Genomic DNA, 24030 nt, shown 5'->3' on the forward strand with positions numbered 1-24030 from the left:
AGTTTCCACGGCTAGGAGGATTTGGACAGTGAGCGCGACCGCGGGTCAGGCCGACGGCGTACGCAGCCTGGCGGACCGGTTCGGCTTCGAGCCGAACATGGTGGTCATGGAGATGGGCTACGACGACGACGTCGACGAGGAGCTCCGTGACGCCCTGACCGAACGCGTCGGTGATTTGGTCGACGAGGACACCGACGAGGTCGTCGACGCGGTGCTGTTGTGGTATCGCGACGGCGACGGTGACCTGTTCGAGCTGCTCACCGACGCACTCGGCCCCCTCGCCGACAACGGCGTGGTGTGGCTGCTGACCCCGAAAGCCGGCCGCGACGGCCACGTCGAGCCCAGCGAGATCAGCGAGTCGGCCCCCACCGCCGGCCTGCAGCAGACCTCGACGCTGAACGCCGGCAAGGACTGGACCGGCGCCCGGCTGGTCTCCCCGCGGGGCGCCAAGAAGAAGTAGCTCACCGCCCACCCCGCCTGGCCTGGTCGGCGCCCTCCGGGCGCCGGCCGATCGGCATGCCCACCGCACGTCGCCGGCTCCCGGTGACCTCAATGCTGCTGTTTTACGTCGCCGGCTCCCGGCGACCTCAATGCTGCTGTTTTACGTCGCGACTCGCGGCGACCGTAAGGCTGCCGGCTCGCGGCGACCGCAAGGCTGCCGGCTCGCGGCGACCGCAACGCACCTGCCTTACGGCGCCGGCTCCCGGCGACCGCGATGCCGCCGCCGCGCCATGCCGCCATCGGCGCGGCGCCGGGACCGACGGCTAGGCTGGGGCCGTGCCGATCGAGGTGGGCGCGCCGGCGCCGGATTTCCTGCTCAAAGACCAGAACAACCAAGAGGTACGCCTCTCCGCCTTCCGCGGCCGCAAAGCAGTCCTGCTGGTCTTCTACCCCTTGGCCTTCACCCGTCGCTGCCACGGCGAACTGACCGAAATTCAGGCCCACCTCGACGACTACGTCAATGAGCGGGTCCAGGTCCTCACCGTCAGCGTCGACTCCGTCTACAGCCACAAAGTCTGGGCCGACCGGGAAGGCTTCGACTTCCCCCTGCTCGCCGACTTCTGGCCCCACGGCGAAGTCGCCCGCCGATACGGCGTCCTCAACGAGGAGACCGGCGTCGCCAACCGAGGCACCTTCCTGATCGACCCCACCGGAACCATCCGCTTCGCCGAAATGACCACCCCCGGCGAAACCCGCGACCAGCACGCCTGGCGAACCGCCCTCGCCACCCTCGGTACCTGATCCCCGCGCAGGGTAGGATGGCCACTCCGGTGAACACCGGGCGCGTAGCTCAGTGGGAGAGCACCCGCCTTACAAGCGGGGGGTCGTAGGTTCGAAACCTACCGCGCCCACGACCTTGGCCACCCCCTGTCCGCGGAGTGCGCGGACCAAGGCGGTCGTCATGCTGACTCCGGGGGCCGAGCCCCCGGAAACCCCGCATTCCGTTCGCTCCCGGTCGCCTCTGGGGCGCTCGCCTCGCGCTGCGCGCTGGCTTTCAGTGCTGTCGCCTCGCGCTGCGCGCTGGCTTTCAGTGTTCTCGTCCCGCGCTGCGCGTCGGTTTTCGAAGCCCTCGCCTCGCGTTGTCTTCCGTCGTCCACGCCTCGCGCTGTGCGCCGCCTCCCATTGCCGCGCTGTGCGCTTTCTTTCGTCGCCCTGCGCCGCGCGTTCCCCTGCGCGTCGGGCCGTGCCTGCGCGTCGGCCGTGCCTGCGCGTCGGCCGTGCCTGCGCCTTGGGCCGCGCCTGCGCCTTGGGCCGCGCCTGCGCCTTGGGCCGCGCCTGCGCCTCGGGCCGCGCAAGCTTCCTGCCTGCCTCCTACATCCGCGCCCCGCGCCCTGCGCCGCGTCTCCCGCGCCGCGCGTGCGCTTGGCGGCGCGCGTGCGCCCTGCGCCGCGTTCCGCGCCCTGCGCCTTGTGCCGCACGTTCCGCGCCGGCTTCCACTGGCGCGCTGCGGGCTGGGTTTCATCGCCCTCGCCTCGTGCGGCGCGCCGGCTCCGAATACGACGACCGTTCACCGCGGCGGCCCTCTGGTGGCGCAGTGGCGTGCGTAGGCCGTTGGTTGTGTGGGTCGTTGGCCGGAGCGGACTGTTCGCAATGGGCGTTGTTGGCTGAGGCCGATGGAGGCCTGCGAGCCGGTTGGTTGTGAGTGGTCATCGCGAGGTTCAAGCTGACGGCCGCTGGACTTTCGCCGCAGCGGGTCGCGGGTGTCGTCCGTTGGACTGCGCTGGAGTGGCCGGGATGCGCGCCTCCTGTCCGGTGGACGCAGGTGTTGTGCGACGGCAGACGGTGCAGGCTCCGGGTGGCTCGCCGCGAGTGGCCGGAGCGAGTGCGGGCGGGTGGCTTGCCGCGAGTGGCCAGGGCGAGTGCGGTGGAGTGCGGGCGGGTGGCTCGCCGCGAGTGGCCGGGGCGAGTGGGGTGGAGTGCGGGCAGGGTGGACCGGGTGAGTGGTGGCGGGCCGCTGGGGGAGCGGCCCGCCGCCGGTGGTGGTCACCCGGCTGTGGGAGGCCTGGTGGGGAGGCGAGGGTCGGGCTCGCCGGAGTGGGGGGCCGGGGGTGGCTGGGCCTGTGGCGGCGTGGGCTTGCTGATCCCGGTGGTGGCGAGTGGATCGGTGGGTGCGGTGGGTCGGGGTGGGCGCCAGGGGGCGCCGGGTGGGAGCTCGCCCAGGTGTTCGAGGCGGGAGCGGATGCCGCCCGGGGTGCGGCCGAACTCTCTGGCGAGGGCGGACTGGGTGGGGCCCTCGCGGTAGCGGGCGCGGAGGCGGTCGTCGTCGGCGGTGGTCCAGCGGGCGCCGTGGTTGGCGGGCCGGCTGCGCTGGGCGGGAGGCTCGGGTGGGGTGGGTGGTGGGGTGGCCGGTGGTGGGGTGGTCATCGCGCGGAGGCCGGACAGGGTGGAGGTGAGGACCTCGGTGAGGGTGGGCAGGTCGGCCGGGGTGAGGCTGCCGCTGAGCTCGCTCAGGACCCGGCCGTCGCCGTCGCTGCTCACTATGCAGAGCTCCAGGCGCTGGTCGTCGGTGGGGAAGACGGTCACCTCGTAATCCGTGGCGCCGAGCAGGAGGCGGCGGTCGAGGGTGATCGGGGAGTCCCGGAGTGCTGTGTCGGTCATGGACTGAACCTAGGGCGACCCTCTGACAATTTTTCGGGAGTGCGCCGGGCGGCTGAGGGGCTGGGACGGCGGCCGCCGGACAGGGGTGGGCGGGAAACCGTGCCCGGCGGCCGGCGGGCAACGGGCGGCGGGTCCGTGGCCGGTGGGTAACGGGCGGCGGGTCCGTGGCCGGTGGGCAACGGGCGGCGGGTCCGTGGCCGGCGGGCAGGGTGAAGCAGAAAATGTCGGGGGCGAGCGGTCAGCGGAGTGGCCGGGGCAGGGCCGCGGCCCGGGTGAGCCACTCCCGGTAGTGCGTCGCGAACGGCTCGGCCCCGCCGCTGAGCGCCGCCTGCAGGGTCGCCGCCGCCGCCGTGGCCTCGGCCACGACCTGCGCCGGGTAGCCGAAGCGGATCCGGTGGGCGGCGAACTCGTCCTCGTCGTCGATCACCACCCGGCCGTCCGGGCGCAGCCGGATCACGTCGATGTCCAGGTCGATCACGGTGAATTCGTGCGGGCGGGTGCGCCGGGCCGGGGTGATCACGTCGCAGTAGATCTCGGAGCGGCTGGGTGCGGCCGAGAACATCGCCATCCACCAGGTGTCGCGGGGGATCAGCCGGACCGAGTCGGAGCGGGTCCAGGAGAGCCGGCGTAGGCCGTAGCTGTAGCTCACCCGGGTGCCGCGCGGGGTGCCGATCCAGGTGCCGTGCTCGTCCTCGCCGAGGAGGCGGCCGGTGACCCGGCGGTGCGGCCGTCCGTCGTATTTGCGTAACACCAGGTCGACCGAGTCCACCCGGGAACGCTAACGCAACGCCCGCGCAACCGGGTGGCGGCTCAAGTCTTCGGTGCCGTCTCCGATCCGTAGTGGTGTCCGCGGGATGACCGCGGCGGGCGGGTCCGGCCGGTTTCCCCTCGGCGGTTCGGGCCCGCCCGGATGCCGGCACGACGGGGGAGGCGCGGTGAACACGGAGCTCTACATCGGCGCCGACGCGGAGAAGGTCGTGGTCGCGGGGCGCCCGGTGCGCACCCGGACCGGACGGGCCCGCTCACGGCGTACCGGATCGATGGTCGAAGCCGTGCCGTGCCCGCCTTCCGGGCGCAGCCGCGAGGTTCGCGTGACGAACACCGCCCGCCTCGCCCTGCCCCTGCTCTTCGTCGCCGCGGTGCTCGCCGCGGCCGGCCTGACCTGGTGGTTGCCGGCGGCCGGGGGTACCGCTCTGGTGGTCTGGCTCTGGCGCCGGCAGGCCCGCGCCGCGCAGCCGGTCGCCTTCCGCCGGCCGGGCGAGGGCGAGGGGCGGGTGCTCTGGACCGAGCCCGAGCGGGCGGCTTTCACCCGTGCCGTCGCCGTCGCGCACCGGGTTCGCCGCACCTGGCCCGCCCTGGGCGCGATGATCGACACCCGGCTGGCCGACCGGTCGCTGACCCGGGCGCTGGACGAGCTGGCCACCCTGCTGGCCCGACGGCAGGAGCTGCGTCGGGTCCGGGCCGGTCTGGCCGCCACCGAGGACGCCGACATCCCGGCCGACAGCCCGGCCCGGATCGCTGCCGACCTGCAGCGGGAGCGCGCGGACGAGCTGTGGCGGGAGACCGGCGCGGCGGCGAACCGGATCATCCGGGCGATCGACGCCGCGGCCCGCACCGGCGAGAGCTTCATCCGGGAGCAGCAGGTGGCGGCCACCGCCCGGCACGCCGAGCGGACGCTTGCCCGGGTCGGTGGCGTCCCGGTCGCCGAGAGTGGCCCGGAGCTCGCGGATCGCACGGCAGCGGTGATCACCGCGTACCGGGAACTCGGGGTCTGATTTTTCATTCATCCGCGTCACCCGGTCGGATGACTCCCACCGGGTCGCGGGCCGGGATACCTTGTCGGACGACATGTGTTCGCGCGCAAATGCCCGGCATCCGGCCGACGGCCGGACGTCGCCGCACGGCCGGGCTCGCGACGCTCTAGGCCGCGCGGCGCAAGGTCGACAATTGCCGCGGTACGCGATGAGCCCACCCGGTTCGTGCCGCGCTCGCGGCGAGCATCTCCTGGATCCGTCCCGGATCGCCCGGCGCCCAATCCACCTGGCTGGGCGGGATCACCCAGCGCACCGGCCCCTCCACCATCCGGCTGGGCGGGGCGGGGATCCACGAGCCGTGCCCGTGGCGGACGACGTCCTGGCGCAGGTCGAGTTCCGCCCGCAGCGGGCAACCGGGCCGGACCAGGAACATCCAGCGTCCGCCCGCGGTGACCGCGACCGGCCCGGCGGCCCGGTCCGCGACCGGCCGCCCCAGCAGCGCCGGGACCTCCAGCACGTCGAATCTCTCCCCGGTGGTGAGCAACACGTTGTGCGGCCGGCGCCGCCACCATGCGGCGACCCGGCCGGGGTCGGTGGTGGCCGCCTCGGCGAGCGAGTCGACGGCCGGATGGCATCCGGTGATCGGGCAGCCGGGCCGCCCGCAGTCGAACCGCGGTCCGGTGAGGACGGCGCCGGGTGCGACCGCCCAGCCGTGGCCGGCGAAGGTCTGGGCGGCCCGGCGCAGCCGGACCCGGTCCAGGCGATCGAGAAAAGACGGTGGGACGAACGGCTGACGGCTGCTCCACTGCATAGCCCAACTCCCCCGGATTCGAGTGTTCGGGCCGTATCCCATCGAGGTGAGTCTCGTTGGGCCGGTCAGATCCACCCTTTGCAACTTGCAAGAAAAACTACGAGCATCGGTGAGCAGGCGATCACACACGCTGTGCGATCTGTGCGCACGTGAGCGGTTCAGACTGCAGGTCACCGGATGGCTCACCGGCGGAGAGTCCGCCGGGTGAGTGGGGGAGGCACCGTGGACGAGCTGCCGATCGGCCGCCGCGTCGCCTACTGGCGGGGCAGGCGGAAGATGTCTCAGCAGGTCTTCGCAGACCGGTTGGGCAAGAGCAAGAGTTGGGTCGACAAGGTGGAGCGCGGGGTCCGCCGACTCGACAAGTTCTCCGTGGTGTATGACATCGCGGACGTGCTCCAGGTCGATGTCCAGCTGCTGCTGGGCAAGGAGGTGGAGCGCAAGCCGGAGACCCAGGCCTGTATCGATCAGGTCGAGGTCGAGGAGATTCGTGCCGCTCTGGAGCGCTATGACCAGATGAGCGCGTTCTTCCAGGCCGTGCCGCAATCTCCGCCCCTCGCGGAGATGCACAAAGCGGTCAGCCACGCCTGGCTGACCTATCAGCACGCGAAGTACGGCGCCCTGGCGCGCGCACTGCCCAAGCTGTTGCGCGACGCGCAGGCGGCGGACACCGCGCACGCCAACAGCGACCAGGCGCCCAAGGCGGCGCACCTGCTCGGGCAGGTCTACCAGATCGCCTCGTCGGCGCTGCGGAAAGTGGGCGAGCACGAGCTCTCCTGGCTGGCCGCGGACCGGTCGATCGCGGTCTCCCAGCGGGCCGGCGACCAGCTGCTGGCCGGCCTGGCCAGTTACCGCGTGGGCAGCGCGCTGCTGGCACTCGGCCGGGTCCGCCCATCGCTGGAGGTCAACGTCAACATCGCCAACCGGCTCGCCTGCGGGCTGGAACGCGCCGACGGCGACCAGCTCTCGGTGTACGGGATGCTGCTGCTCAACGGGGCGATGGCGGCCTCCCGGATCGGGGACAGCGCCACCGTGCGCGACCTGCTGGACGGCGCCGATCAGGCGTCCCGGCAGCTGGGTGGCGACTTCAACCACTACTGGACGTCGTTCGGCCCGACCAACGTGCTGTTGCACCGGTGCGCCACCGCGGTGGAGCTCGGCGACGGCCGGCAGGCGGTCGAGACCCACGAGAAGGCACTGGACATGGCCGGGTTCAACGCGCTGCTGCCGGAGCGGCGGGCGCACCACTACCTGGACATCGCCCGGGGCTACACACAGATCGGCGACGTGGACAAGGCCGGCGAGATGCTGCTGGAGGGCGACCGTCTCGCCCCCTCGGAGATCCGCTGCCGCCCGCTCGCCCACGAAATCCTTTCCGACGTGCTCCGGCGTACCCGGGGCACGCCGCCGGCTCCGATCGCGGAGCTGGCCGAACAGATGGGAGTCGGCGTATGAGGTGGGTCCGCGCGTGATGACGGGTAACCCCTCACCCGGTGTGCTGTACGTCCTCGTCTGCGGCTCACCGATGGCCCGGGACGTGGGAATCCTGGTCGGGCTCGCGCAGCGGGACGGCTGGGAGGTCTGCGTGATCACCACCCCGGACGGCCGGAAGTTCGTCGACGTTCCGGCCCTGCAGGCGCAGACCGGACATCCGGTACGCACCTTCTACAAGAGTCCCGGCGACCCGGACGTGCTGCCGCCGGCCGACGCGATGATCGTCGCCCCGGCCACCGTCAACACGGTCAACAAGTGGGCCGCCGGGATCACCGACACGCTGGTGCTCGGTCTCCTGGTGGAGGGCTACGGGTACGGCGTGCCGACCGCCGTCGTGCCGTACACCAACAAGGTCATGGCCCTGCACCCCGCGCTGCACGAGAGCCTCGCCAAGCTGCGCGACTGGGGGGTGCACGTCCTCTACGGGGAGGACGTGTGCCGGCTCGGCGGTCCGGGGCAGACCGACCGGTTCCGCGGCCAGTTCCCGTGGCGGCGTGCCCTGCAGGCGGTCAGCGGTCCGATCACCGCGGCCAGCCGAGTCGAGCCTGGGGCGGTTTCCTAGACGTATAGAGTTTCCGGTCGTGGACCCTGCCGCTGTACCGACCGTTCGCCAGGTGGTCGACGCCCTCGACGGGCGTTACCCGCGGAGCTGGGCGGAGTCCTGGGACCGGGTCGGCCCGGTGCTCGGCGAGTACGAGCACGCCGTCACCCGCATCCTGTGCGTCGTCGACTGCGTGCCGGAAACCGTCGACCAGGCCCTCGCCGTCGGCGCCGATCTGATCGTCGCCCACCATCCGCTGCTGCTCAAGCCGGTGTCGTCGCTCGCCCCGGACACCTTCAAGGGGCGGATCGCACACCGGCTGATCCGTGCCGAGGTGGCCCTCTACACCGCGCACACCAACGCCGACGTGGCCAACCCCGGCGTGTCCGACGCGCTGGCCGCCCGGCTCGGCCTGACCGGGCTGCGCCCGCTGGTGCCCGCCGAGGGCGCGGCGGCCGGCGGCGGCCGCGGCGCGGGCCGGATCGGTGAGCTGGCCGAGCCGCTCACCCTGGCCCGGCTGACCGCGCTGGCGGCGGAGCGGCTGCCGGCCACCGCGGCCGGGGTGCGCGCCGCCGGCGACCCCGAGCGGGTGATCCGGACGATGGCCGTCTGCGGTGGCGCGGGCGACTCCTTCCTGGCCGACGCGGCACGTGCCGGCGTCGACGCGTATCTTTGCGCGGACCTGCGGCACCATCCGGCCGGCGAGCATCTCGCGAACGACGGCCCGGCCCTGCTCGACACCGCCCACTGGGCGACCGAGCGACCGTGGCTGGACGACGTGGCGGCCTGGCTGCGCGCGCAGTTTCCCGTCGAAGTGGTGGTGTCCGACCTGGACACCGACCCCTGGACCGTTCATTCCGCCTCTGCGCACAAGGAGATTCACTCGTGAAGGCCGCCCCGGAAGCCCAGCGTCGCCTGCTCGACCTGCAGGCCGTCGACACCGCCCTGGCCCAGCTCGCGCACCGCCGGAAGAACCTGCCCGAGATCGCCGAGATCGAGGCGGTGGCCCGGGAGATCTCCGCGCTGGAGGACGAGCGGGTCCGCGCCCAGGTCGCGGTCGACGACCTGGACCGGGACATCGCCCGGTTCGAGAAGGACATCGACCAGGTGCGCCAGCGCAAGGCGAAGGATCAGCAGCAGCTGGACGCGGGCGGCTCGCTGAAGCAGGTCGAGGGCCTGCAGCACGAGCTGGCCACGCTGAACCGGCGGCAGTCCGAGCTGGAGGACGCCGAGCTGGAGCTCATGGAGCAGCGCGAGGCGGCCACCGCGGCGCTCGCCGACGTGCAGGGCCGGATCGCCGCTGCCGGGCAGCGGCGCTCCGACGCGGAACGCCGGCGCGACGAGGCGTACGCCGACATCGCCAAGGAGCAGGAGTTCAAGGCCGCGTCCCGGGGGCCGCTCGCCGGTGATCTTCCGGCCGACCTGGTCACCCTGTACGACAAGATCCGCACCGAGACCGGGATGGGTGCCGCGCTGGTGTACGCCGGGCGCTGCGGGGCGTGCCGGATCGAGCTGTACGGTGCCGACCTCAACCGGGTGAAGTCCGCCCCGGCCGACGAGGTGGTGCGCTGCGAGGAGTGCCGCCGGATCATGGTGCGCACCGCGGAGTCGGGTCTGTGAGCGCCGGCCTGCGGGTCGTCGTCGAGGCCGACGGCGGCTCGCGGGGCAACCCCGGCCCGGCGGGCTACGGCGCGGTGGTCAAGGATGCGGCCACCGGCGAGGTTCTTCTTGAGCGGTACGCCGCCCTGGGCACCGCCACGAACAACGTCGCCGAGTATTCCGGACTGATCGCCGGCCTGCGCGCCGCCGCCGAGCTGAACGCCGCCCGGGTCGACATCCGGATGGATTCCAAGCTGGTCATCGAGCAGATGTCCGGCCGCTGGCAGATCAAGAACCCGGGGCTGCGCCCGCTGGCCGCGGAGGCGGCCCAGCTGGTCGCCAGGTTCCAGACGGTGAGCTTCGACTGGATTCCGCGGGAGCGCAACCGGGAGGCGGACGCGCTGGCGAACCGGGCGATGGACGAGGCCGCCGGTAAGGCTGTCCCGGATGTGCCCGCCGCCGCGCCCCAGCCGCGCAGCTGGGCCCCGCCGGAGCTGGACAACGCCACCCGGCTGATCCTGGTCCGGCACGGCGCCACCGCGATGACCGCGCAGGGCCGGTACTCGGGCCGGGGCGACGTGCCGCTGACCGACGAGGGTGAGGCGCAGGCGATGGCCGCGGCCGGCCGGGTCGCCGGGCTGTCCCGGGACGTCGCGGTGGTGCTGACCTCGCCGCTGGCCCGGTGCGGGCGGACCGCCGAGCTGATCGCCGCCGAGGTGGGCGGGGTGCCGGTGACCGTGCTGGACGACCTGATCGAGTGCGACTTCGGGCTGTGGGAGGGCAAGACCTTCGCCGAGGTGCAGGAGGGCTGGCCGGACGAGATGACCGCCTGGCTGTCGTCGACCAGCGTGGCACCGCCCGGGGGCGAGTCGTTCCAGGCGGTGGCGAAGCGGGTCCGTGGCGCGCTCGCGAAGATCCAGCAGGCGTACGAGGGTCAGGTGGTCGTGGTCGTTTCGCACGTGACGCCGATCAAGTTGATCCTGCGCGACGCGCTCGCCGCCGGGGATGCCTTCCTGCACCGCTTGTTCCTGGATGCTGCCGGAGTGTCGACCATGGACATCTGGCCGGACGGCAACATCGCGGTCCGGTCGGTCAACGAGACTGCCCATCTTCGATAACAGATATTGACCCTGCCAGGGCGAGACGTTTAGTTTCCTCGATCAGGAAACTTTCTTCACCGTTTCGCCCTGGAGGGCTCATGAACGGTTTCATCCGCCGCTTCGTCGCCGCGGCGGCTGCCGCCACGGTCGTGCTGGGCGCGGCGCAGACGCCCGCCGAGGCGCAGGCGAGCAAGGGCTTCGTCAAAGTCGGCTACTTCACCCAGTGGGGCATCTACGGCCGCGACTTTCAGCTGGCCAAGGTGCAGAAGTCGGGCGCCGCGGCCCGGCTCACCCACCTCAACTACGCGTTCGGCCCGGTCACCGCGGACGGCGTCTGCGCCTCCGCCGACCCGTGGGCCGACTGGCAGACGCCGTTCTCCGACGCCACCAGTGTGGACGGTGTCGGGGACGTGGCCGGCCAGCCGATCGCCGGCAATCTCAACCAGCTCGCCGAATTGAAGAAGGCCAACCCCCGGCTGCGCGTGCTGATCTCGCTCGGCGGCTGGAGCGGATCGGCGTACTTCTCCGACGCCGCCCTGACCGACGCTTCCCGGAGGAAGCTCGTCTCGTCCTGCGTGGATCTGTGGCTCAAGGGCAACCTGCCCGACCACGCCGCGGGTGCCGCCGCCGGCATCTTCGACGGCGTCGACCTGGACTGGGAGTGGCCCGGCTCGGACGGCAACACCGGCAACGTGGTCCGGCCCGAGGACAAGCGGAACTTCACGCTGCTCGCCGCCGAATTCCGCGCCCAGCTCGACCGGCTCGGCCGGACCAACCACAAGCACTACGATCTGACCGCGTTCCTGCCGGCCGCCCCGGCGAAGATCGGTGCCGGCTTCGAGGCCGACAAGATCTTCAGGTATCTGGACTTCGGCACCCTGCAGGGCTACGACTTCCACGGCACCTGGGAATCGAGGACGAACCAGCAGTCGGCGCTGCGGGTTCCGGCCGGCGCGCCGGACAATCCGGACTTCTCGGTCGACAACGCGCTCCACGCCTGGGTCGCCGGTGGCGCCCCGAAGAACCGGATCGCGCTCGGCCTGCCCTACTACAGCCAGGGCTGGACCGGCGTCACCGGCGGCGGCACCGGGCGGTTCCAGCCGGCCACCGGCCCGGCGGCCGGCACCTTCGGCGCCGGCACCGAGGACTACAAGGTCGTCAAGACCCTGCCGGCCAAGGGTTACACCGTGCACCGCGACCTGCGCTCCGGCGACGCCTGGCTGTTCGACGGCACCACCTATTGGACGTACGACGACCCGGCCGTCCTGCTGCAGAAGACGCTGTACATCCGCAGCCGCGGCCTGGCCGGCGCGATGATGTGGTCCCTCGACGGCGACGACGACAACGCCACCCTCACCAAGACGATCTCCCTGGGCCTGTTCTGACCCGGGAGATCCACCGGCACCACCGGAGCCCGGTCCCACCAGGGGCCGGGCTCCACCCGCCCCGGCGCCGTTCGGCGCAGCCCTTCGCCCGTTCGGCGCACTCCGATCGCCAGTGATCCGGGTGTCTCGTTAGCGTGACGGGGACTGTACGCACTGTCTCGCTACTGGAGGGGGCGGATCATGGCGGAGCTGAAATCTTCACCACGTACCGATAGCAGTGTCTGGAACTGGTTGCTTCTGGTGCCGATCGTGGTGCCGCTGCTGACCCCGTTGTTCAATCACGACTCGCCCCGGTTCGCCGGGTTCCCGCTGTTCTACTGGCTGCAGTTCGCCTTCATCCTGCTGGGCGTGGCGACGACCACGCTGGTCTACCGGATGACCCGGAAGCGGAGCCGGCCATGAGCGGGCACGTCACCGAGATCGTCATCTTCACGGTGCTGTTCCTGCTGGTGAGCGGGATCGGTTTTGTGGCGGCCCGATGGCGGGCGCCGCAGGACATGGCTCATCTCGACGAGTGGGGGCTGGGCGGGCGCAGCTTCGGCGGGTGGATCACCTGGTTCCTGGTGGGTGGCGACCTCTACACCGCGTACACGTTCGTGGCGGTGCCCGCGCTGATCTTCGGGGCCGGCGCGGCCGGGTTCTTCGCCGTGCCGTACACCGTCGTCATCTATCCCCTGTTCTTCCTGGTCCTGGTGCGGCTCTGGTCGGTGGCGCACCGGCACGGGTTCGTGACGCCGGCCGACTTCGTCCGGCGGCGCTACGACTCGCCGACGCTGGCGCTGCTGATCGCGATCACCGGGATCGTCGCGACCATGCCGTACATCGCCCTGCAGCTGGTCGGCATCGAGTCGGTGCTCAAGACGATGGGCGTGACCGGGGACAGTGCGGTGGCCCGGCATCTGCCGATCATCATCGCGTTCGCGATCCTGGCGGCGTACACCTACCAGTCCGGGCTGCGCGCGCCGGCGCTGATCGCGTTCGTCAAGGACACCCTCATCTACCTCGTGATCATCGTGGCGGTGCTCTACCTGCCGTACAAACTCGGTGGCTGGGGTGCGATCTTCGATGCCGCGGACAGGAAGTTCCAGGCGACGCCGGCGCCCGGCGACGGGATCCTGCTGAACGCCAACAACCAGGTGCAGTACTTCACGCTGGCGCTGGGTTCGGCGCTCGCGCTGTTCCTCTACCCGCACAGCATCACCGGCGTGCTGGCCAGCAGGAACCGTGACGTGATCAAGCGGAACATGTCGGCGTTGCCGGCGTACAGCTTCCTGCTCGGCCTGATCGCGCTGCTCGGCTACATGGCGATCGCCGCCGGGGTGAAGCCGCTGCCCGGGGCGAAGGCCGGCAGCCTGGACAGCAACACCGTGGTGCCGCTGCTGTTCGACACCAAATTCCCGTCCTGGTTCGCCGGGGTGGCGTTCGCCGCGATCGGGATCGGCGCGCTGGTCCCGGCCGCGATCATGTCGATCGCCGCGGCGAACCTGTTCACCCGCAACATCTACAAGGAGTACCTGAAGCGGGACGCGACCCCGGCGCAGGAGGCGAACGTTGCCAAGATCACCTCGCTGGTCGTCAAGATCGGGGCGGTGGCGTTCATCGTCTTCCTCGACCCGCAGTTCTCCATCGACCTGCAGCTGATCGGCGGCGTGATCATTCTGCAGACGGCGCCGTCGGTGATCCTCGGCCTCTACACCCGGTGGCTGCACCGCGGCGCGCTGATCGCCGGCTGGGCCGCCGGCATGCTGCTCGCCTTCTGGATGCTGTGGCAGATCCCGAACGCGGCGACCGGCCGCAAGCACTTCGGCGGGTCGGCGTTCGCGCTCTCCGAGTTCGGCCTCGACACCAAGAAGACGATCTACGTCGGGTTCGTGGCGGTGCTGGTCAACCTGGCGGTGGCGGTCCTGGTGACATTCGCGCTGCGGGCCGCGAAGACCCCGGAAGGGGTGGACGGCACGGCACCCGGCGACTACTTCGCCGACGAGGGCGATCCGCGGGTCGGGCAGGAGCCGACCCCGGTCGAGACGGTCTCCTCCACCTGACCGGTTCCGATCAGTTTCGTGCGCCGCGTCCCGGTCGGGGCGCGGCGCGCTCGTCGACTGATTGCGGACCTTGCGGTCCGTTGCGAACCTTGCCCCTGTTCGACCGACTCTCCGGTAGCGTCGGGCCTGTTCTCCGAGGGTTCCTCGTGTCTGCAGGGGGTCGCGTTGCCGGCGCAGATGACGCTGACGCAGCAGTTCGCCACCGAATACGCCAAAGGCGCGGTGCCGGGCATGCTGCGCGCGATCCGGACCATCAAACGCGCCAACAACGGGATCCTCGCCGGCGCGCTCGCCGCCAGCTACCTGCACCAGGGCCACTACCTGGTCAGCCTCGACGCCGGACTGTTCGCCTGGATCGTGCCGGCCGTCTTCGACCTCGCCATGCTGTCCATGCTGACGATCAGCCAGACCGCCGGGATGGCCGCCGACGCCAAACGCGCCGCCCTCAAGGTCCTCGTTCTGGTCGTCACCATCTCCGCCGCGGTCAACTTCGCGGCACCCGGCCCACTCGGCCTGCGCATCATCTTCTCCCTGGTGGTCGGCCTGGTCGCCGGCGTCGAATGGGTCGCCGCCAAAATCCGCCCCGACTTCGCGGCCATCGAGGCCCGCGAGGTGGAAGCGACCGCGGACGTGCGCCCGGCCCGCCGCCTCGACCCCGAAGTCGCCCGGCGGCGGGCCGCCAAAGCGGCCGTCACCCGTCGGGCGAATCAGGCGGCGAAGGCCGCCGAGGACGTCGCCCGGTCACGGGCGGCCAAGGCCGCCGAACGGGCTCGCGAACGCGCCGCGAAGGACGTCCTGGAACAGGCGGAGCTGGCGGGCTTCTTCGCGGCGCAGCCCTACCAGCAGGGGTCGTATCCCGAGGTGACGCAGCAGGTCCGGGCCCGACGCTGATCCCGAGACGATCCAGCTCGGCCTGCCGGACATGGTAGGTCTGCTGGCAGCCGATCGTCCCGTCCGGATACTCGGTGCGGGCGAGGCTGCCGCGGACCTGCTCGAACGGCTCCCAGTCGATGCCCCAGCCGCGCAGTCAAACCTGCCAGGGGCTCGGATTCCTGCCGGCGCGGAACGAGACAACCGCGACCCAGCCGACCATGTCGTCCATGGCGTAAGGATAGAGGCGAATCGCGGGTCCGCGTGCCCGGGACAGGTGGCGAGGGCCGTCATGGTCGCGGTGTTGCCGACGTCGCCTTCACGCGTGCAGACAGGTCCCGTCAGGCTGGGCGAAGTTCTTGTAGATGTCGTGCGTGTAGCCGGTCACCGTGACGATCACGCAGCCAGGTCCGTGCGGGATACCCACGAGGACGGTGCCCTCGGGGACGCCTGCTTCCAGTCCCCCCGTCCGCACCTCGAAATGCGAGATGCCGGCGGCGGTGAGCGCCTGCCGGACTCCTGCCGGTGACGGCGGCTTGGCGGCACAGGCCTTGTCGTCGAGGCCGCAGGCCGTGCGCTTGTCGAGATCCTTCGCGAGGGCAGCCTCCACCTGGCTGATCAACTGCCGGGTGTCATTGTCCGGACCCCAGAACGCGGACTTGTCGGCGAGCGCTGGATCGGTGGGGACTCGCCGGCACGGATCAGCGTCACCACAGTGCACGTCGGCCACGACGACGCCCTGCCACCCGGGGTCGCCCGGGATCGGTGCGATCGCAGGAGCGTTGGCCTCGGGCCTTGCTCCCGCATGGGCGTGCAGGGGACCGGCCGCCACCACCGCGATCATCACCGGGACGAACCCGGCCATGGGACGCTTGATCTTGAACGTCCGGACAGGCTTACTCGTCAGGTGGTCTACCGCGACCGCAGAGCGTCCCGACGGGTCGTCGCTCACGTCATCTCCCGGTCGATCCTGATGCAGAGGCATGCCGTGACCACCCGACCTTTTCGAGTGCGGCGCACCTCAGTCCCGCGTCTCGATCGTCGGGCCCGGGCTCGACGTGAGCAAAACCGTCCTCGCCGGTATGCGGAGCCCGGGCGACAGGGATGACCCCTCTGCAGGTGGGGAGTCGGGAGCTTGAGACGGCGGCCGACGTTGACCGTATATATGAGGCCGGGCGGGCGCCGCCCGCAGAGTGGTGACCTCGGGGGGCGGCGGACGAGTCGGCCTGTACGCCGGATTCTGTGGCCGGGACCGAGGTCCCGGTGGCGGCCATCCATCTCGGCCTGCCGTTGCCGGCAGGCTCTTGCGGCCTACCCGCAGGATCAGGCGAGCAGCCCTCGAACCCTGCGCCGGTCGCGTCCTTGCGGGCGCGGCCTTGCTTGGCCTTGCTCCGGGTGGGGTTTACCAAGCCGCCCCGGTCACCCGGGGCGCTGGTGAGCTCTTACCTCACCGTTTCACCCTTACCGCCCAGGGCCGAGGCCCCGGCGGCGGTCTGTTCTCTGTGGCACTGTCCCGCGGGTCGCCCCGGGTTGCCGTTAACAACCACCCTGCTCTGCGGAGTCCGGACGTTCCTCGGCGATGCCCGGAGGCACCGACGCGGCCGCCCAGCCGACTCGTCCGTCGCGCCCCAATCCTACGGCCCGGCCGGTGGGGGCAGGGCGTAGGGTCGGCCGCATCATGGATCTTTCGCACATCTTGCTGCTGGTGGTGGCCGGGGTCGCGGCCGGTGGGGTGAACGCGATCGCCGGGGGCGGGTCGCTGATCACCTTTCCGAGCCTGATCGCGGCCGGGTTGCCGTCCGTGGACGCGAACGTCACCAATTCGGTGTCGGTCTTTCCGGGGTACGTGTCGAGCGTGGCCGGGAGCCGGGCGGACCTGGCCGGCCAGGAGCGGCGGGTGCGGTCGGTGCTGCCGGCCGCGGTACTCGGGTCGGTGGGCGGGTGTGCGCTGCTGCTGTCGACGCCCGGGCGGGTGTTCGAGGTGATCGTCCCGTTCCTGGTGCTGGGGGCGGCGGCGACGCTGGCTTTCCAGGAGCGGCTGCGCGGGCTGGTCGGGCATCCGCGCGGCATGCCGGCACGGCGGGCGGCGGTGATCTTGCAGGCCGTCGTGTTCGTGGGGGCGGTGTACGGCGGGTACTTCGGGGCGGCGCTCGGGGTCATGTACGTGGCGGCGCTCGCGCTGGTGCTGGACGAGCCGTTGAAGCGGATCAACGCGTTGAAGAACGTGCTGTCGGCGACGGTGGGGCTGGTCACCGTGCTGGTGTTCGCGTTCTTCGCGGACGTGCACTGGGCGGCGGTGGCGACGCTGGCGCCGGCGACGGTGGTCGGCGGGTATGCCGGGGCGCGGCTGGCCCGACGGCTTCCGGCGACGGTGCTCAAATACCTGATCGTCACGTTCGGCACGACGATCGGCTTGATTCTGCTGTATCGGGCGTTCCGCTGACCGAGACGGAAAAGGCCGAGACGGAAAGAAACGGACGGGAAGCGGTCACTACCCCTTCTCTCCGACGATCAAACAGGGCGAGATTGCGGCGTACGCGAAAAAGAGTCCCGTGGTCCGCCCACCGCCCCCAGAAGGATCTCCAGCGCCTCTTCTTCATCCAGGTCATGCAAGCTTTTGCAGTTCGCGGCATCGAGTGCCGCGGGCAGGGGAACCGCGTCCAGGGCGAGCACCGTCCATCCCGCTGTGGTGGCGACCCGCGCCCAGTCCGATTCGGACGCGGGATGCTCCGCGGAGACCAGGATGAGCACCCGATCTGATCCGGATAGCGCGACGGTCATCCGATGCGCGAAGTCGACCCCGGCCGGATGCATGGTCACGGCATGGCCGGCGGCCTGCAGCGATCCGGTGATCCATTGTGCCCAGTGTGCGTCCGCGGGGGCGTAGGACAGGAGTACGGGCACGTGCCCAGCATGCCGCAACGCATTCCACATTGAGCATGGGGCTTCGATGGGCGTCACTCGGCTGGTGTGACATTGTCATCCGTTGACGTGCAACTTGCACAACTCATAGTGTCGAAGTCGTAACGCCGGGTGGACCCTGGTGCGAAACGGGGGTGTCCTCGATGGGCGGGGAACACACAACAGCAACGGAGTCGGGGAGCGCTCGATGACTGTCGCGATCGGGATCAACGGGCTCGGACGGATCGGTCGCAGTTTGACTCGTATCGTGGCGGCCTCGCCGAATCCGGGGATCTCGATCGCCGCGGTGAACGACATCGCGCCCACCGAGAAGCTGGCGTACGGGTTGCGGCGCGACAGCCTGCGCGGCTCGTTCCCGGGCACGGTCACCGCCCGCGGCGACCACCTGGTCGTCAACGATCACGCGATCCGGACGTACCACCAGGAACGTCCGGACCGGATTCCCTGGGCCGACCAGGGGGTGGACGTGGTGATCGAGGCGACCGGGCGGTTCCGGGCCGGCGGCAGCGCGCGCACCCACATCACCCACGGGGGCGCCCGCAAGGTGGTGATCAGCGCCTCGGCCGACGACCCGGACGCGTTCCTGATCTTCGGGGCGAACCACCTGAGCTACAACCCGGGCGTGCACGACGTGGTCTCGCCGGCCTCGTGCGGGGTGAACGCGCTGACCGTGATGGCCAAGGTGCTGCTCGACCGGTTCGGCCTGCACGCGGTGAAGACCTCGGTGATGCTGGCCACCCAGGGCTGGGGTCGGGTGCAGGACTCGCTGATCGGCGCCTCGCGGGACGATCCGCGGCTGGGCCGGGCCACCGGGGAGAGCATCATTCCGCACAACCACGTGGTCGGCGACCTGGTCCGGGTGGCGCTGCCGGAGATCGGCGAGATGCGCTACAGCTACTACTGCGTGCCCACCCCGATCGGCTCGCTCGCCGAACTCGCCGGGGAGACCGACCGGCCGGTGAGCGTCGAGGAGGTGAACCGGGCCATGGCGGAGGCGGCGGCCGGTCCACTGCGCGGCATCCTGGCGTACGACCCGGACCCGACCGTGTCGATCGACGTGAAGAACAATCCGGCGTCCTGCCTGTTCGACCCGTCCGGCACGCAGACCACGGCCGGCGGCGGGGTGAGCGTCCGCGGCTGGTTCGACAACGAGTGGGGCTTCTCCCACCGATTACTGGATCTGACCCGGCTGATCGGCGAGCGCCTACCCGTCCCGTCCAGTCAGGTGAGCTGGAGCGTCGTCTAGGGGCAGGCCTAGATTGATCACATGATCACGCTCGCGGATGTGGAGGCCGCCGACCGGCGGATCGACGGCCGGATCCGGCGCACCCCGCTGCTCCAGGCCGGGCCGGACCGCTGGTTCAAGCTGGAGTACCTGCAGCACGCCGGATCGTTCAAGACCCGCGGGATGCTGAACAAGATTCTCGGCAGCGACGTTCCGCCGGCCGGGATCGTGGCGGCGTCCGGTGGCAACGCCGGCCTGGCGGCGGCGTACGCGGCCCGCGAGCTCGGGGTGCCGGCCGAGGTGTTCGTGCCGGTGACCGCCCCCGCGGTGAAGGTCGCCAAGCTCGGCAAACTGGGCGCCAAGGTGGTGCAGGTGGGCAACGAGTACGCCGAGGCGTACGCGGCGGCGCGGGAGCGGACCGGCGCACTGTTCTGCCACGCCTACGACGACCCGGCGCTCATCGCCGGAAACGGCACGATAGCCCACGAAATATCCGAAGTCTCGGACACGGTGCTCGTGGCGGTCGGGGGTGGCGGCCTGATCGCCGGCCTGATCGCCGGAAACGTCGGCAACATGCGGATCGTGGCGGTGGAGCCGGCGACCTCGTGCGCACTCCACGCCGCGCTGGAGAAGGGGCATCCCGTCGACGTCCCGGTATCCGGCGTCGCGGCCGACGCCCTCGGCGCCCGCCGGGTCGGCGACATCGCCTTCGACCTGGCCACCACCGCGAAAATCGACGCGATCCTGGTCGACGACGACGCCATCGTGCGCGCCCGCCGCGCACTCTGGGACGACTACCGGATCGTCGTCGAGCACGGCACCGCCGCCGCCTACGCGGCGCTCACCTCCGGCGCGTACCGCCCCGCCCCCGGCGAGCGGGTCACCACCCTGCTCTGCGGCGCCAACACCGATCCTTCCGATTTGACCTGATTCCCCGCCGCCCGGGTGCCACGCTGGTTCGATGGCCGACGAGATCCAGTCAGTCCACCAGTTCCGCCGGTTCGCCCTGATCGTGTGTGCGATCGGCGTCGTCATCCAGCTCGGGCTCACCGCGTACTACCTGAGCATGGGCCACCGCGCGGCGCCGCACCACCTGCCGGTCGGTCTGGTGGCCGGTGCCGAGCAGCGCGCCCAGGTGATCGGGATGCTGGAGGCCGGCGGCCGGTTCCGGGTCGGCGACTTCCCGTCGGCGGCCGCGCTGACCGCCGCGATCAAGCGGCGGGAGGTGTACGGCGGAGCGGATCTGACCGGCGACACCCCGCACCTCTATGTCGCGGGCGCCGCCGGCCCGGCCGCCGCCACCCTGCTGCGCGGCACCTACACCGCGGTGCTGCAACAGCGGACCGCCGAGCAGGTCGCCGCGCTCGCCAAGACCACCGACCGGGTCGGGATCGCCACCGTCCGCACGCTGATCACCCCGCCGCCGGTGACCGACGTGGTGCCGCTGCCGAAGGACGACGTGAACGGCGTCTCGCTCGGCTTCCTCACCCAGGCCCTGTCGCTGGGCGGCACGATCGCCTCGATGGGGCTCGGCCGGCTCATCCCGCGCACCCGGCGCAGCTGGCGGCGCGGCGTCGCCCACCTGTCCACGCTGATCGTGTACGCGGTCGGTTCGGCCGCCGCGGTCCTCTGGTCGATGAGCTGGTTCGGGGTCGGCGTCGACGCGAACCGGGCCGAGATGCTCGGCATCTTCTCGCTGATCTCGCTGGCCGTGACCGGTTCGACGGCCGGGGCGGTGGCGCTGATCGGCCCGGCCGGCGCGGCGGTCGGCGCGTTCTACTTCACGATCGGGACGGTGATCTCCGGTGCCAGCATCCTGCCGGAGTTCCTGCCGTCGTTCGGCCGGCGGCTGGGGGAGAACCTGCCGACCGGGGCCGGCGTGCAGGCGGTCCGGGAGAACCTCTACTTCCCCCAGGCGCCCATCGCGGCACACCTGTGGGTGCTCGCCGCGTACGCGATCATCGGCTGCCTGCTGGTGCTGGTGACCAACGTGCTGCCGAACCGGAGGGACAGCACGTCCGAGGTCGATCTGGACCTCACGGTCCGGCTGGAGGGCTCGGCGGTTGAGTCATTTTCCCGGAGCAACTCAGATTTCCCCGGTGACGCCGAACCTGTAGAGCGTGGGAATCGAGGGAGTGAACTCGCGCATCGCGGACATCCAGAGCCGGATCCTGGCCCTGCAGACGCAGCAGGCGGCCACGATCACCACGAACCGGACGACGGCGTCCGGAAGCAGTAGCGCCAGCACCTTCGCCGGTCACCTGCAGGGCGCGATGGTCGCCCAGGGCGCGGCGGGGGCGGGCCGGACGTACAAACTCAATGCCAAGGGTATTCCGGAGGATCTGGCCGCCTACGGCAACGGCAGGATCCCGCCGGAGGCGTTGGAGCAGGTCGGCGACACCCGGCACAAGCTGTGGGCGCCGGCCGCCGAGAAGCTCACCCAGCTGATCGCCGACGCCAAGCGGGACGGCGTCACCATCGGGATCACCGACTCCTATCGCCCCTACACCGAGCAGGTCGACCTGGCCCGGCGCAAGGGCCTGTACTCACAGGGCGGGCTCGCCGCCAAGCCCGGCACCAGCGAGCACGGCTGGGGCATGGCGACCGACCTCGACCTCAACCCCGAGGCGTTGTCCTGGATGCGCAAGAACGGCGGCCGCTACGGCTTCGTCGAGAATGTCTCGCGCGAGTCCTGGCACTGGGCCTTCCGTCCCAACATGGTCTAGCGGGCCGCCGTCTCGCGGACGGTTCAGGCGCGGCAGAGGATCTCGCCGTGCGGGATGGTGAAGAAGCCGTCCGGTGACGCGGCCCAGCGGCGCCAGGCGTCCGACAGGCGCTGGAGGTCGTCCGCGGTGGCCGCGCCGGTGGCCAGGGCCGTGGTGGCCATCTCCGACTTCAGGATCCGGTCCGCCCACATGGTGCCCCACCACTGCCGGTCGGCGTCGTCGGCGAAACCCCACACCGACGCGGTGGCGGTGAGGTCGGTGAACCCGGCCGCGCGGGCCCAGGACAGCATCCGCCGGCCGGCGTCCGGCTCGCCGCCGTTGCCGCGGGCGACCCGCTGGTAGAGGGCGAGCCACTCGTCCAGCTCGGGCAGCAGCGGGAACCAGGTGAAACCGGCGTAGTCGCTGTCCCGGGCGGCGACCAGGCCGCCGGGTCGGGTCACCCGGCGCATCTCGCGCAGCGCGGCGACCGGGTCGGTGACGTGCTGCAGCACCTGGTGGGCGTGCACGACGTCGAACGAGTCGTCGGGAAAGTCGAGGGCGTGCACGTCGCCCAGCGCGAAGTCGACATTCGGCAGGCCGCGCCGGGTGATCTCGGCGCGGGCCGCGTTCAGCGCGTCCTCGGTGCGCTCCAGCGCGGTGACCCGGGTCACCCGGGTGGCCAGGTCGGCGGTGATGGTGCCGGGGCCGCAACCGACGTCCAGCAGGGTGAATCCGGAGGAAAGATGCGGCAGCAGGTATGCCGCCGAATTCTCTGCGGTGCGCCAGCGGTGTGAACGCAAGACCGACTCGTGGTGCCCGTGGGTGTACGTCGCCATGCCCATGAAGCTAGCCCCGCTGTCCTCTATTGTGGGACAACGTTCCCACACTATGAACAACACGATTTCTTGGTACGCAGTTCAGGCCGTATTTTGGTGCTCATGAGGATCGGCATCATCGGCGCGACGGGACAGGTCGGTGGCGTCATGCGCCGCATCCTGGCCGAACGCGCCTTCCCTGTCTCCGAGCTCCGGCTCTTCGCCTCCGCCCGTTCCGCGGGCCGCACCCTGCCGTGGGGCGGCGGTGAGGTGACCGTCGAGGACGCGGCCACCGCCGACTACCGCGGCCTGGACATCGTGCTCTTCTCCGCCGGCAAGGGCGGGTCCAAGGAGTACGGGCCGCGCGTCGTCGACGCCGGCGCCGTCGTCGTCGACAACTCCTCCGCCTGGCGGATGGACCCGGACGTTCCGCTCGTCGTCGCCGAGGTCAACCCCGACGCGGCGCGGATCCGGCCCAAGGGCATCATCGCCAACCCGAACTGCACCACGATGGCCGTCATGCCGGTGATCCGGCCGCTGCACGACGAGGCCGGGCTGGTCTCCTTCGTCGCCACCACCTACCAGGCCGTCGGCGGCTCCGGGCTGGCCGGTGTGGCCGAGCTCGACGAGCAGGTGAAGAAGGTCGCCGACCGGGCCACCGAACTCACCCACGACGGCAGCGCCGTCGAATTCCCCGAGACCAGGGTGTTCCCCCGGCCGATCGCGTTCAACGTGATCCCGCAGGCCGGGTCGTTCGTCGACGACGGCAGCTTCGAGACCGACGAGGAGCAGAAGCTCCGCAACGAGAGCCGGAAGATCCTCGGCCTGCCCGAGCTGCTGGTCTCCGGTACGTGCGTGCGGGTGCCGGTCTTCACCGGCCACTCCATCCAGGTGAACGCGCGGTTCGCCCGCCCGCTGTCCCCGGCCCGGGCGCAGGAGCTGCTCGCCACCGCCCCCGGCGTCGAGCTGTCCACGGTGCCGACCCCGTTGCAGGCCGCCGGGCGCGACCCGTCGTACGTGGGGCGTTTCCGGGTCGACCCGACCGCGGAGAACGGCCTCGCCTTCTTCGTCTCCAACGACAACCTGCGCAAGGGCGCGGCGCTGAACGCCGTGCAGATCGCCGAATTGGTCGCCGCCGAGCTGGGCTGACCCGCTCGCCTCCTCTGCCGCCCCGGTCGCGTTCGCGCGGCCGGGGCGGCTCTGTGTCGTCTCTTCTGCGGCATCGAGGGGTCTGCCGGGCTCGATGCGGGCGGGTGGAGGTCTCTGTGGTGTGAATGCGCGGGGGAAGCCGGGCGAATTGACCGGGTGGCTCGTTCCGATGAGGTATGACGGTCAATCCACTCGGCTCCACAATGGAAATCTTGGGGCATTTTGCCCGAATCGGTAGCGCATGGTCGTTTTTAGTTGCAGAGTGATGGAATGAACGACAGTGGGCTCGGCGGGGCGGGCTACTTCTGGTGCCTCCGACACCACCGGGTCGAGACCGGCGACGACGTGTGTCCCGCCCAATTCCGGCTCGGTCCGTTCGCCACGGCTGACGAAGCGACGCGGGCCCTCGAAACGGTCGAGAAGCGCAATGCCGAGTGGGACGCCGAAGACGCCCGCTGGACCGGGGAGAACAGCTAGACCGTCACCTCGCCCCAAGTCCGACCCCTTCCCCGGCGCAGACGT

25 protein-coding genes, 1 tRNA gene and 1 other RNA gene are annotated in these 24030 nt (G+C 71.0%); 20 read left to right on the forward strand and 7 right to left on the reverse strand.

The window, feature by feature from the left end; all coding sequences use genetic code 11:
* Positions 1-28 precede the first annotated feature (28 nt).
* The 3 genes from ACSP50_RS07235 (at position 29) to ACSP50_RS07245 (ending at position 1352) form a co-directional block, all read left to right on the forward strand.
* A complete protein-coding gene (locus tag ACSP50_RS07235) occupies positions 29-460 on the forward strand; it encodes a DUF3052 domain-containing protein (protein ID WP_014688504.1) in 432 nt (143 codons plus the stop codon).
* A gap of 317 nt (positions 461-777) precedes the next feature.
* Positions 778-1242 carry a peroxiredoxin gene (locus ACSP50_RS07240; RefSeq protein ID WP_014688505.1) on the forward strand — a complete coding sequence of 155 codons (465 nt, stop codon included), beginning with the start codon at positions 778-780 and terminating at the stop codon, positions 1240-1242.
* A 38-nt stretch (positions 1243-1280) separates the two neighbouring features.
* Positions 1281-1352, forward strand: a tRNA-Val gene (locus ACSP50_RS07245).
* 1132 nt (positions 1353-2484) lie between these two features.
* On the opposite strand, the gene ACSP50_RS07250 is transcribed toward ACSP50_RS07245, so the two are convergent.
* Together ACSP50_RS07250 and ACSP50_RS07255 are read right to left on the reverse strand one after the other, a co-directional pair.
* Positions 2485-3099, reverse strand: coding sequence for a hypothetical protein (locus tag ACSP50_RS07250; protein ID WP_014688507.1), 615 nt, complete (start codon positions 3097-3099; stop codon positions 2485-2487).
* Positions 3100-3337: 238 nt separating this feature from the next.
* Positions 3338-3868, reverse strand: a complete 531-nt coding sequence (locus tag ACSP50_RS07255) for a DUF402 domain-containing protein (RefSeq protein ID WP_014688508.1) — start codon at positions 3866-3868, stop codon at positions 3338-3340.
* A 166-nt stretch (positions 3869-4034) separates the two neighbouring features.
* Here ACSP50_RS07255 and ACSP50_RS07260 point away from each other — a divergent pair, with 166 nt between their 5' ends.
* On the forward strand, positions 4035-4874 hold the full coding sequence (locus ACSP50_RS07260) for a hypothetical protein (protein WP_014688509.1): 840 nt from the start codon (positions 4035-4037) through the stop codon (positions 4872-4874).
* 145 nt (positions 4875-5019) lie between these two features.
* On the opposite strand, the gene ACSP50_RS07265 is transcribed toward ACSP50_RS07260, so the two are convergent.
* A complete protein-coding gene (locus tag ACSP50_RS07265; protein ID WP_014688510.1) occupies positions 5020-5664 on the reverse strand; it encodes a bifunctional DNA primase/polymerase in 645 nt (214 codons plus the stop codon).
* A gap of 222 nt (positions 5665-5886) precedes the next feature.
* On the opposite strand from ACSP50_RS07265, the gene ACSP50_RS07270 reads away from it, so the two are divergent.
* The 9 genes from ACSP50_RS07270 (at position 5887) to ACSP50_RS07310 (ending at position 14713) form a co-directional block, all read left to right on the forward strand.
* Complete coding sequence (locus ACSP50_RS07270; protein ID WP_014688511.1) at positions 5887-7116, forward strand: helix-turn-helix domain-containing protein; 1230 nt, start codon at positions 5887-5889, stop codon at positions 7114-7116.
* 16 nt (positions 7117-7132) lie between these two features.
* Positions 7133-7717: a flavoprotein gene (locus ACSP50_RS07275; protein WP_043513688.1), complete on the forward strand. Its 585-nt coding sequence runs from the start codon at positions 7133-7135 to the stop codon at positions 7715-7717.
* Between the two features lie 19 nt (positions 7718-7736).
* Positions 7737-8585, forward strand: a complete 849-nt coding sequence (locus ACSP50_RS07280; protein ID WP_014688513.1) for a Nif3-like dinuclear metal center hexameric protein — start codon at positions 7737-7739, stop codon at positions 8583-8585.
* A complete protein-coding gene (locus tag ACSP50_RS07285) occupies positions 8582-9316 on the forward strand; it encodes a zinc ribbon domain-containing protein (RefSeq protein WP_014688514.1) in 735 nt (244 codons plus the stop codon). Before ACSP50_RS07280 ends, ACSP50_RS07285 begins: the two co-directional genes overlap by 4 nt.
* Positions 9313-10413, forward strand: a complete 1101-nt coding sequence (locus tag ACSP50_RS07290) for a bifunctional RNase H/acid phosphatase (RefSeq protein WP_014688515.1) — start codon at positions 9313-9315, stop codon at positions 10411-10413. The genes ACSP50_RS07285 and ACSP50_RS07290 overlap by 4 nt, the downstream gene beginning before the upstream one ends.
* A gap of 80 nt (positions 10414-10493) precedes the next feature.
* Positions 10494-11780: a glycoside hydrolase family 18 protein gene (locus tag ACSP50_RS07295; protein ID WP_014688516.1), complete on the forward strand. Its 1287-nt coding sequence runs from the start codon at positions 10494-10496 to the stop codon at positions 11778-11780.
* Between the two features lie 180 nt (positions 11781-11960).
* The gene (locus ACSP50_RS07300; RefSeq protein ID WP_014688517.1) at positions 11961-12182 is read left to right on the forward strand and encodes a DUF3311 domain-containing protein; all 222 of its coding nucleotides are present in this window, start codon (positions 11961-11963) and stop codon (positions 12180-12182) included.
* Positions 12179-13822, forward strand: coding sequence for a monocarboxylate uptake permease MctP (mctP, locus tag ACSP50_RS07305; protein ID WP_014688518.1), 1644 nt, complete (start codon positions 12179-12181; stop codon positions 13820-13822). The genes ACSP50_RS07300 and mctP overlap by 4 nt, the downstream gene beginning before the upstream one ends.
* A gap of 165 nt (positions 13823-13987) precedes the next feature.
* Positions 13988-14713: a hypothetical protein gene (locus ACSP50_RS07310; RefSeq protein WP_197688123.1), complete on the forward strand. Its 726-nt coding sequence runs from the start codon at positions 13988-13990 to the stop codon at positions 14711-14713.
* 298 nt (positions 14714-15011) lie between these two features.
* Here ACSP50_RS07310 and ACSP50_RS07315 read toward each other — a convergent pair whose 3' ends face one another.
* Both ACSP50_RS07315 and rnpB read right to left on the reverse strand, forming a co-directional pair.
* Positions 15012-15644, reverse strand: a complete 633-nt coding sequence (locus tag ACSP50_RS07315; RefSeq protein ID WP_014688520.1) for a hypothetical protein — start codon at positions 15642-15644, stop codon at positions 15012-15014.
* Positions 15645-15905: 261 nt separating this feature from the next.
* Positions 15906-16309: RNase P RNA component class A (rnpB, locus tag ACSP50_RS07320), an RNA gene on the reverse strand.
* Between the two features lie 61 nt (positions 16310-16370).
* On the opposite strand from rnpB, the gene ACSP50_RS07325 reads away from it, so the two are divergent.
* Entirely contained in the window at positions 16371-17135 is a 765-nt protein-coding gene (locus tag ACSP50_RS07325; protein WP_014688521.1) for a sulfite exporter TauE/SafE family protein, read from the forward strand.
* Positions 17136-17203: 68 nt separating this feature from the next.
* Here the strand turns inward: ACSP50_RS07325 and ACSP50_RS07330 are convergent, their stop codons facing one another.
* Positions 17204-17596: a toll/interleukin-1 receptor domain-containing protein gene (locus ACSP50_RS07330; RefSeq protein WP_157432765.1), complete on the reverse strand. Its 393-nt coding sequence runs from the start codon at positions 17594-17596 to the stop codon at positions 17204-17206.
* Positions 17597-17801: 205 nt separating this feature from the next.
* Between ACSP50_RS07330 and ACSP50_RS07335 the strand changes: the two genes are divergently transcribed.
* The 4 genes from ACSP50_RS07335 to ACSP50_RS07350 are packed head-to-tail and all read left to right on the forward strand — an operon-like array spanning position 17802 to position 21565.
* Positions 17802-18860, forward strand: coding sequence for a type I glyceraldehyde-3-phosphate dehydrogenase (locus tag ACSP50_RS07335; protein ID WP_014688523.1), 1059 nt, complete (start codon positions 17802-17804; stop codon positions 18858-18860).
* A 21-nt stretch (positions 18861-18881) separates the two neighbouring features.
* Complete coding sequence (locus tag ACSP50_RS07340; protein ID WP_014688524.1) at positions 18882-19769, forward strand: serine/threonine dehydratase; 888 nt, start codon at positions 18882-18884, stop codon at positions 19767-19769.
* A gap of 31 nt (positions 19770-19800) precedes the next feature.
* Complete coding sequence (locus tag ACSP50_RS07345) at positions 19801-21078, forward strand: hypothetical protein (RefSeq protein WP_014688525.1); 1278 nt, start codon at positions 19801-19803, stop codon at positions 21076-21078.
* Positions 20975-21565: a D-alanyl-D-alanine carboxypeptidase family protein gene (locus ACSP50_RS07350; protein WP_231956882.1), complete on the forward strand. Its 591-nt coding sequence runs from the start codon at positions 20975-20977 to the stop codon at positions 21563-21565. The genes ACSP50_RS07345 and ACSP50_RS07350 overlap by 104 nt, the downstream gene beginning before the upstream one ends.
* A gap of 23 nt (positions 21566-21588) precedes the next feature.
* Here ACSP50_RS07350 and ACSP50_RS07355 read toward each other — a convergent pair whose 3' ends face one another.
* On the reverse strand, positions 21589-22380 hold the full coding sequence (locus ACSP50_RS07355; protein WP_085945548.1) for a class I SAM-dependent methyltransferase: 792 nt from the start codon (positions 22378-22380) through the stop codon (positions 21589-21591).
* Between the two features lie 102 nt (positions 22381-22482).
* Here ACSP50_RS07355 and ACSP50_RS07360 point away from each other — a divergent pair, with 102 nt between their 5' ends.
* On the forward strand, positions 22483-23508 hold the full coding sequence (locus ACSP50_RS07360; RefSeq protein WP_014688528.1) for an aspartate-semialdehyde dehydrogenase: 1026 nt from the start codon (positions 22483-22485) through the stop codon (positions 23506-23508).
* A 270-nt stretch (positions 23509-23778) separates the two neighbouring features.
* Positions 23779-23985 (forward strand): hypothetical protein, encoded by a 207-nt coding sequence (locus tag ACSP50_RS07365; protein ID WP_014688529.1) that lies wholly within the window; start codon positions 23779-23781, stop codon positions 23983-23985.
* Positions 23986-24030: the final 45 nt, after the last annotated feature.

Origin of the sequence: Actinoplanes sp. SE50/110 (assembly GCF_900119315.1) — a bacterium.
Taxonomy (GTDB): Bacteria; Actinomycetota; Actinomycetes; order Mycobacteriales; family Micromonosporaceae; genus Actinoplanes.

What these genes read in the sequence shown, in the direction of transcription:
- ACSP50_RS07295 (WP_014688516.1), top strand. Translation starts at nt 10,494, where the DNA reads ATGAACGGTTTCATCCGCCGCTTCGTCGCCGCGGCGGCTGCCGCCACG.
- ACSP50_RS07355 (WP_085945548.1), bottom strand. Translation starts at nt 22,380, where the DNA reads ATGGCGACGTACACCCACGGGCACCACGAGTCGGTCTTGCGTTCACAC.
- ACSP50_RS07365 (WP_014688529.1), top strand. Translation starts at nt 23,779, where the DNA reads ATGAACGACAGTGGGCTCGGCGGGGCGGGCTACTTCTGGTGCCTCCGA.
- mctP (WP_014688518.1), top strand. Translation starts at nt 12,179, where the DNA reads ATGAGCGGGCACGTCACCGAGATCGTCATCTTCACGGTGCTGTTCCTG.
- ACSP50_RS07340 (WP_014688524.1), top strand. Translation starts at nt 18,882, where the DNA reads ATGATCACGCTCGCGGATGTGGAGGCCGCCGACCGGCGGATCGACGGC.
- ACSP50_RS07275 (WP_043513688.1), top strand. Translation starts at nt 7,133, where the DNA reads ATGACGGGTAACCCCTCACCCGGTGTGCTGTACGTCCTCGTCTGCGGC.
- ACSP50_RS07300 (WP_014688517.1), top strand. Translation starts at nt 11,961, where the DNA reads ATGGCGGAGCTGAAATCTTCACCACGTACCGATAGCAGTGTCTGGAAC.
- ACSP50_RS07335 (WP_014688523.1), top strand. Translation starts at nt 17,802, where the DNA reads ATGACTGTCGCGATCGGGATCAACGGGCTCGGACGGATCGGTCGCAGT.
- ACSP50_RS07325 (WP_014688521.1), top strand. Translation starts at nt 16,371, where the DNA reads ATGGATCTTTCGCACATCTTGCTGCTGGTGGTGGCCGGGGTCGCGGCC.
- ACSP50_RS07345 (WP_014688525.1), top strand. Translation starts at nt 19,801, where the DNA reads ATGGCCGACGAGATCCAGTCAGTCCACCAGTTCCGCCGGTTCGCCCTG.
- ACSP50_RS07360 (WP_014688528.1), top strand. Translation starts at nt 22,483, where the DNA reads ATGAGGATCGGCATCATCGGCGCGACGGGACAGGTCGGTGGCGTCATG.
- ACSP50_RS07250 (WP_014688507.1), bottom strand. Translation starts at nt 3,099, where the DNA reads ATGACCGACACAGCACTCCGGGACTCCCCGATCACCCTCGACCGCCGC.
- ACSP50_RS07265 (WP_014688510.1), bottom strand. Translation starts at nt 5,664, where the DNA reads ATGCAGTGGAGCAGCCGTCAGCCGTTCGTCCCACCGTCTTTTCTCGAT.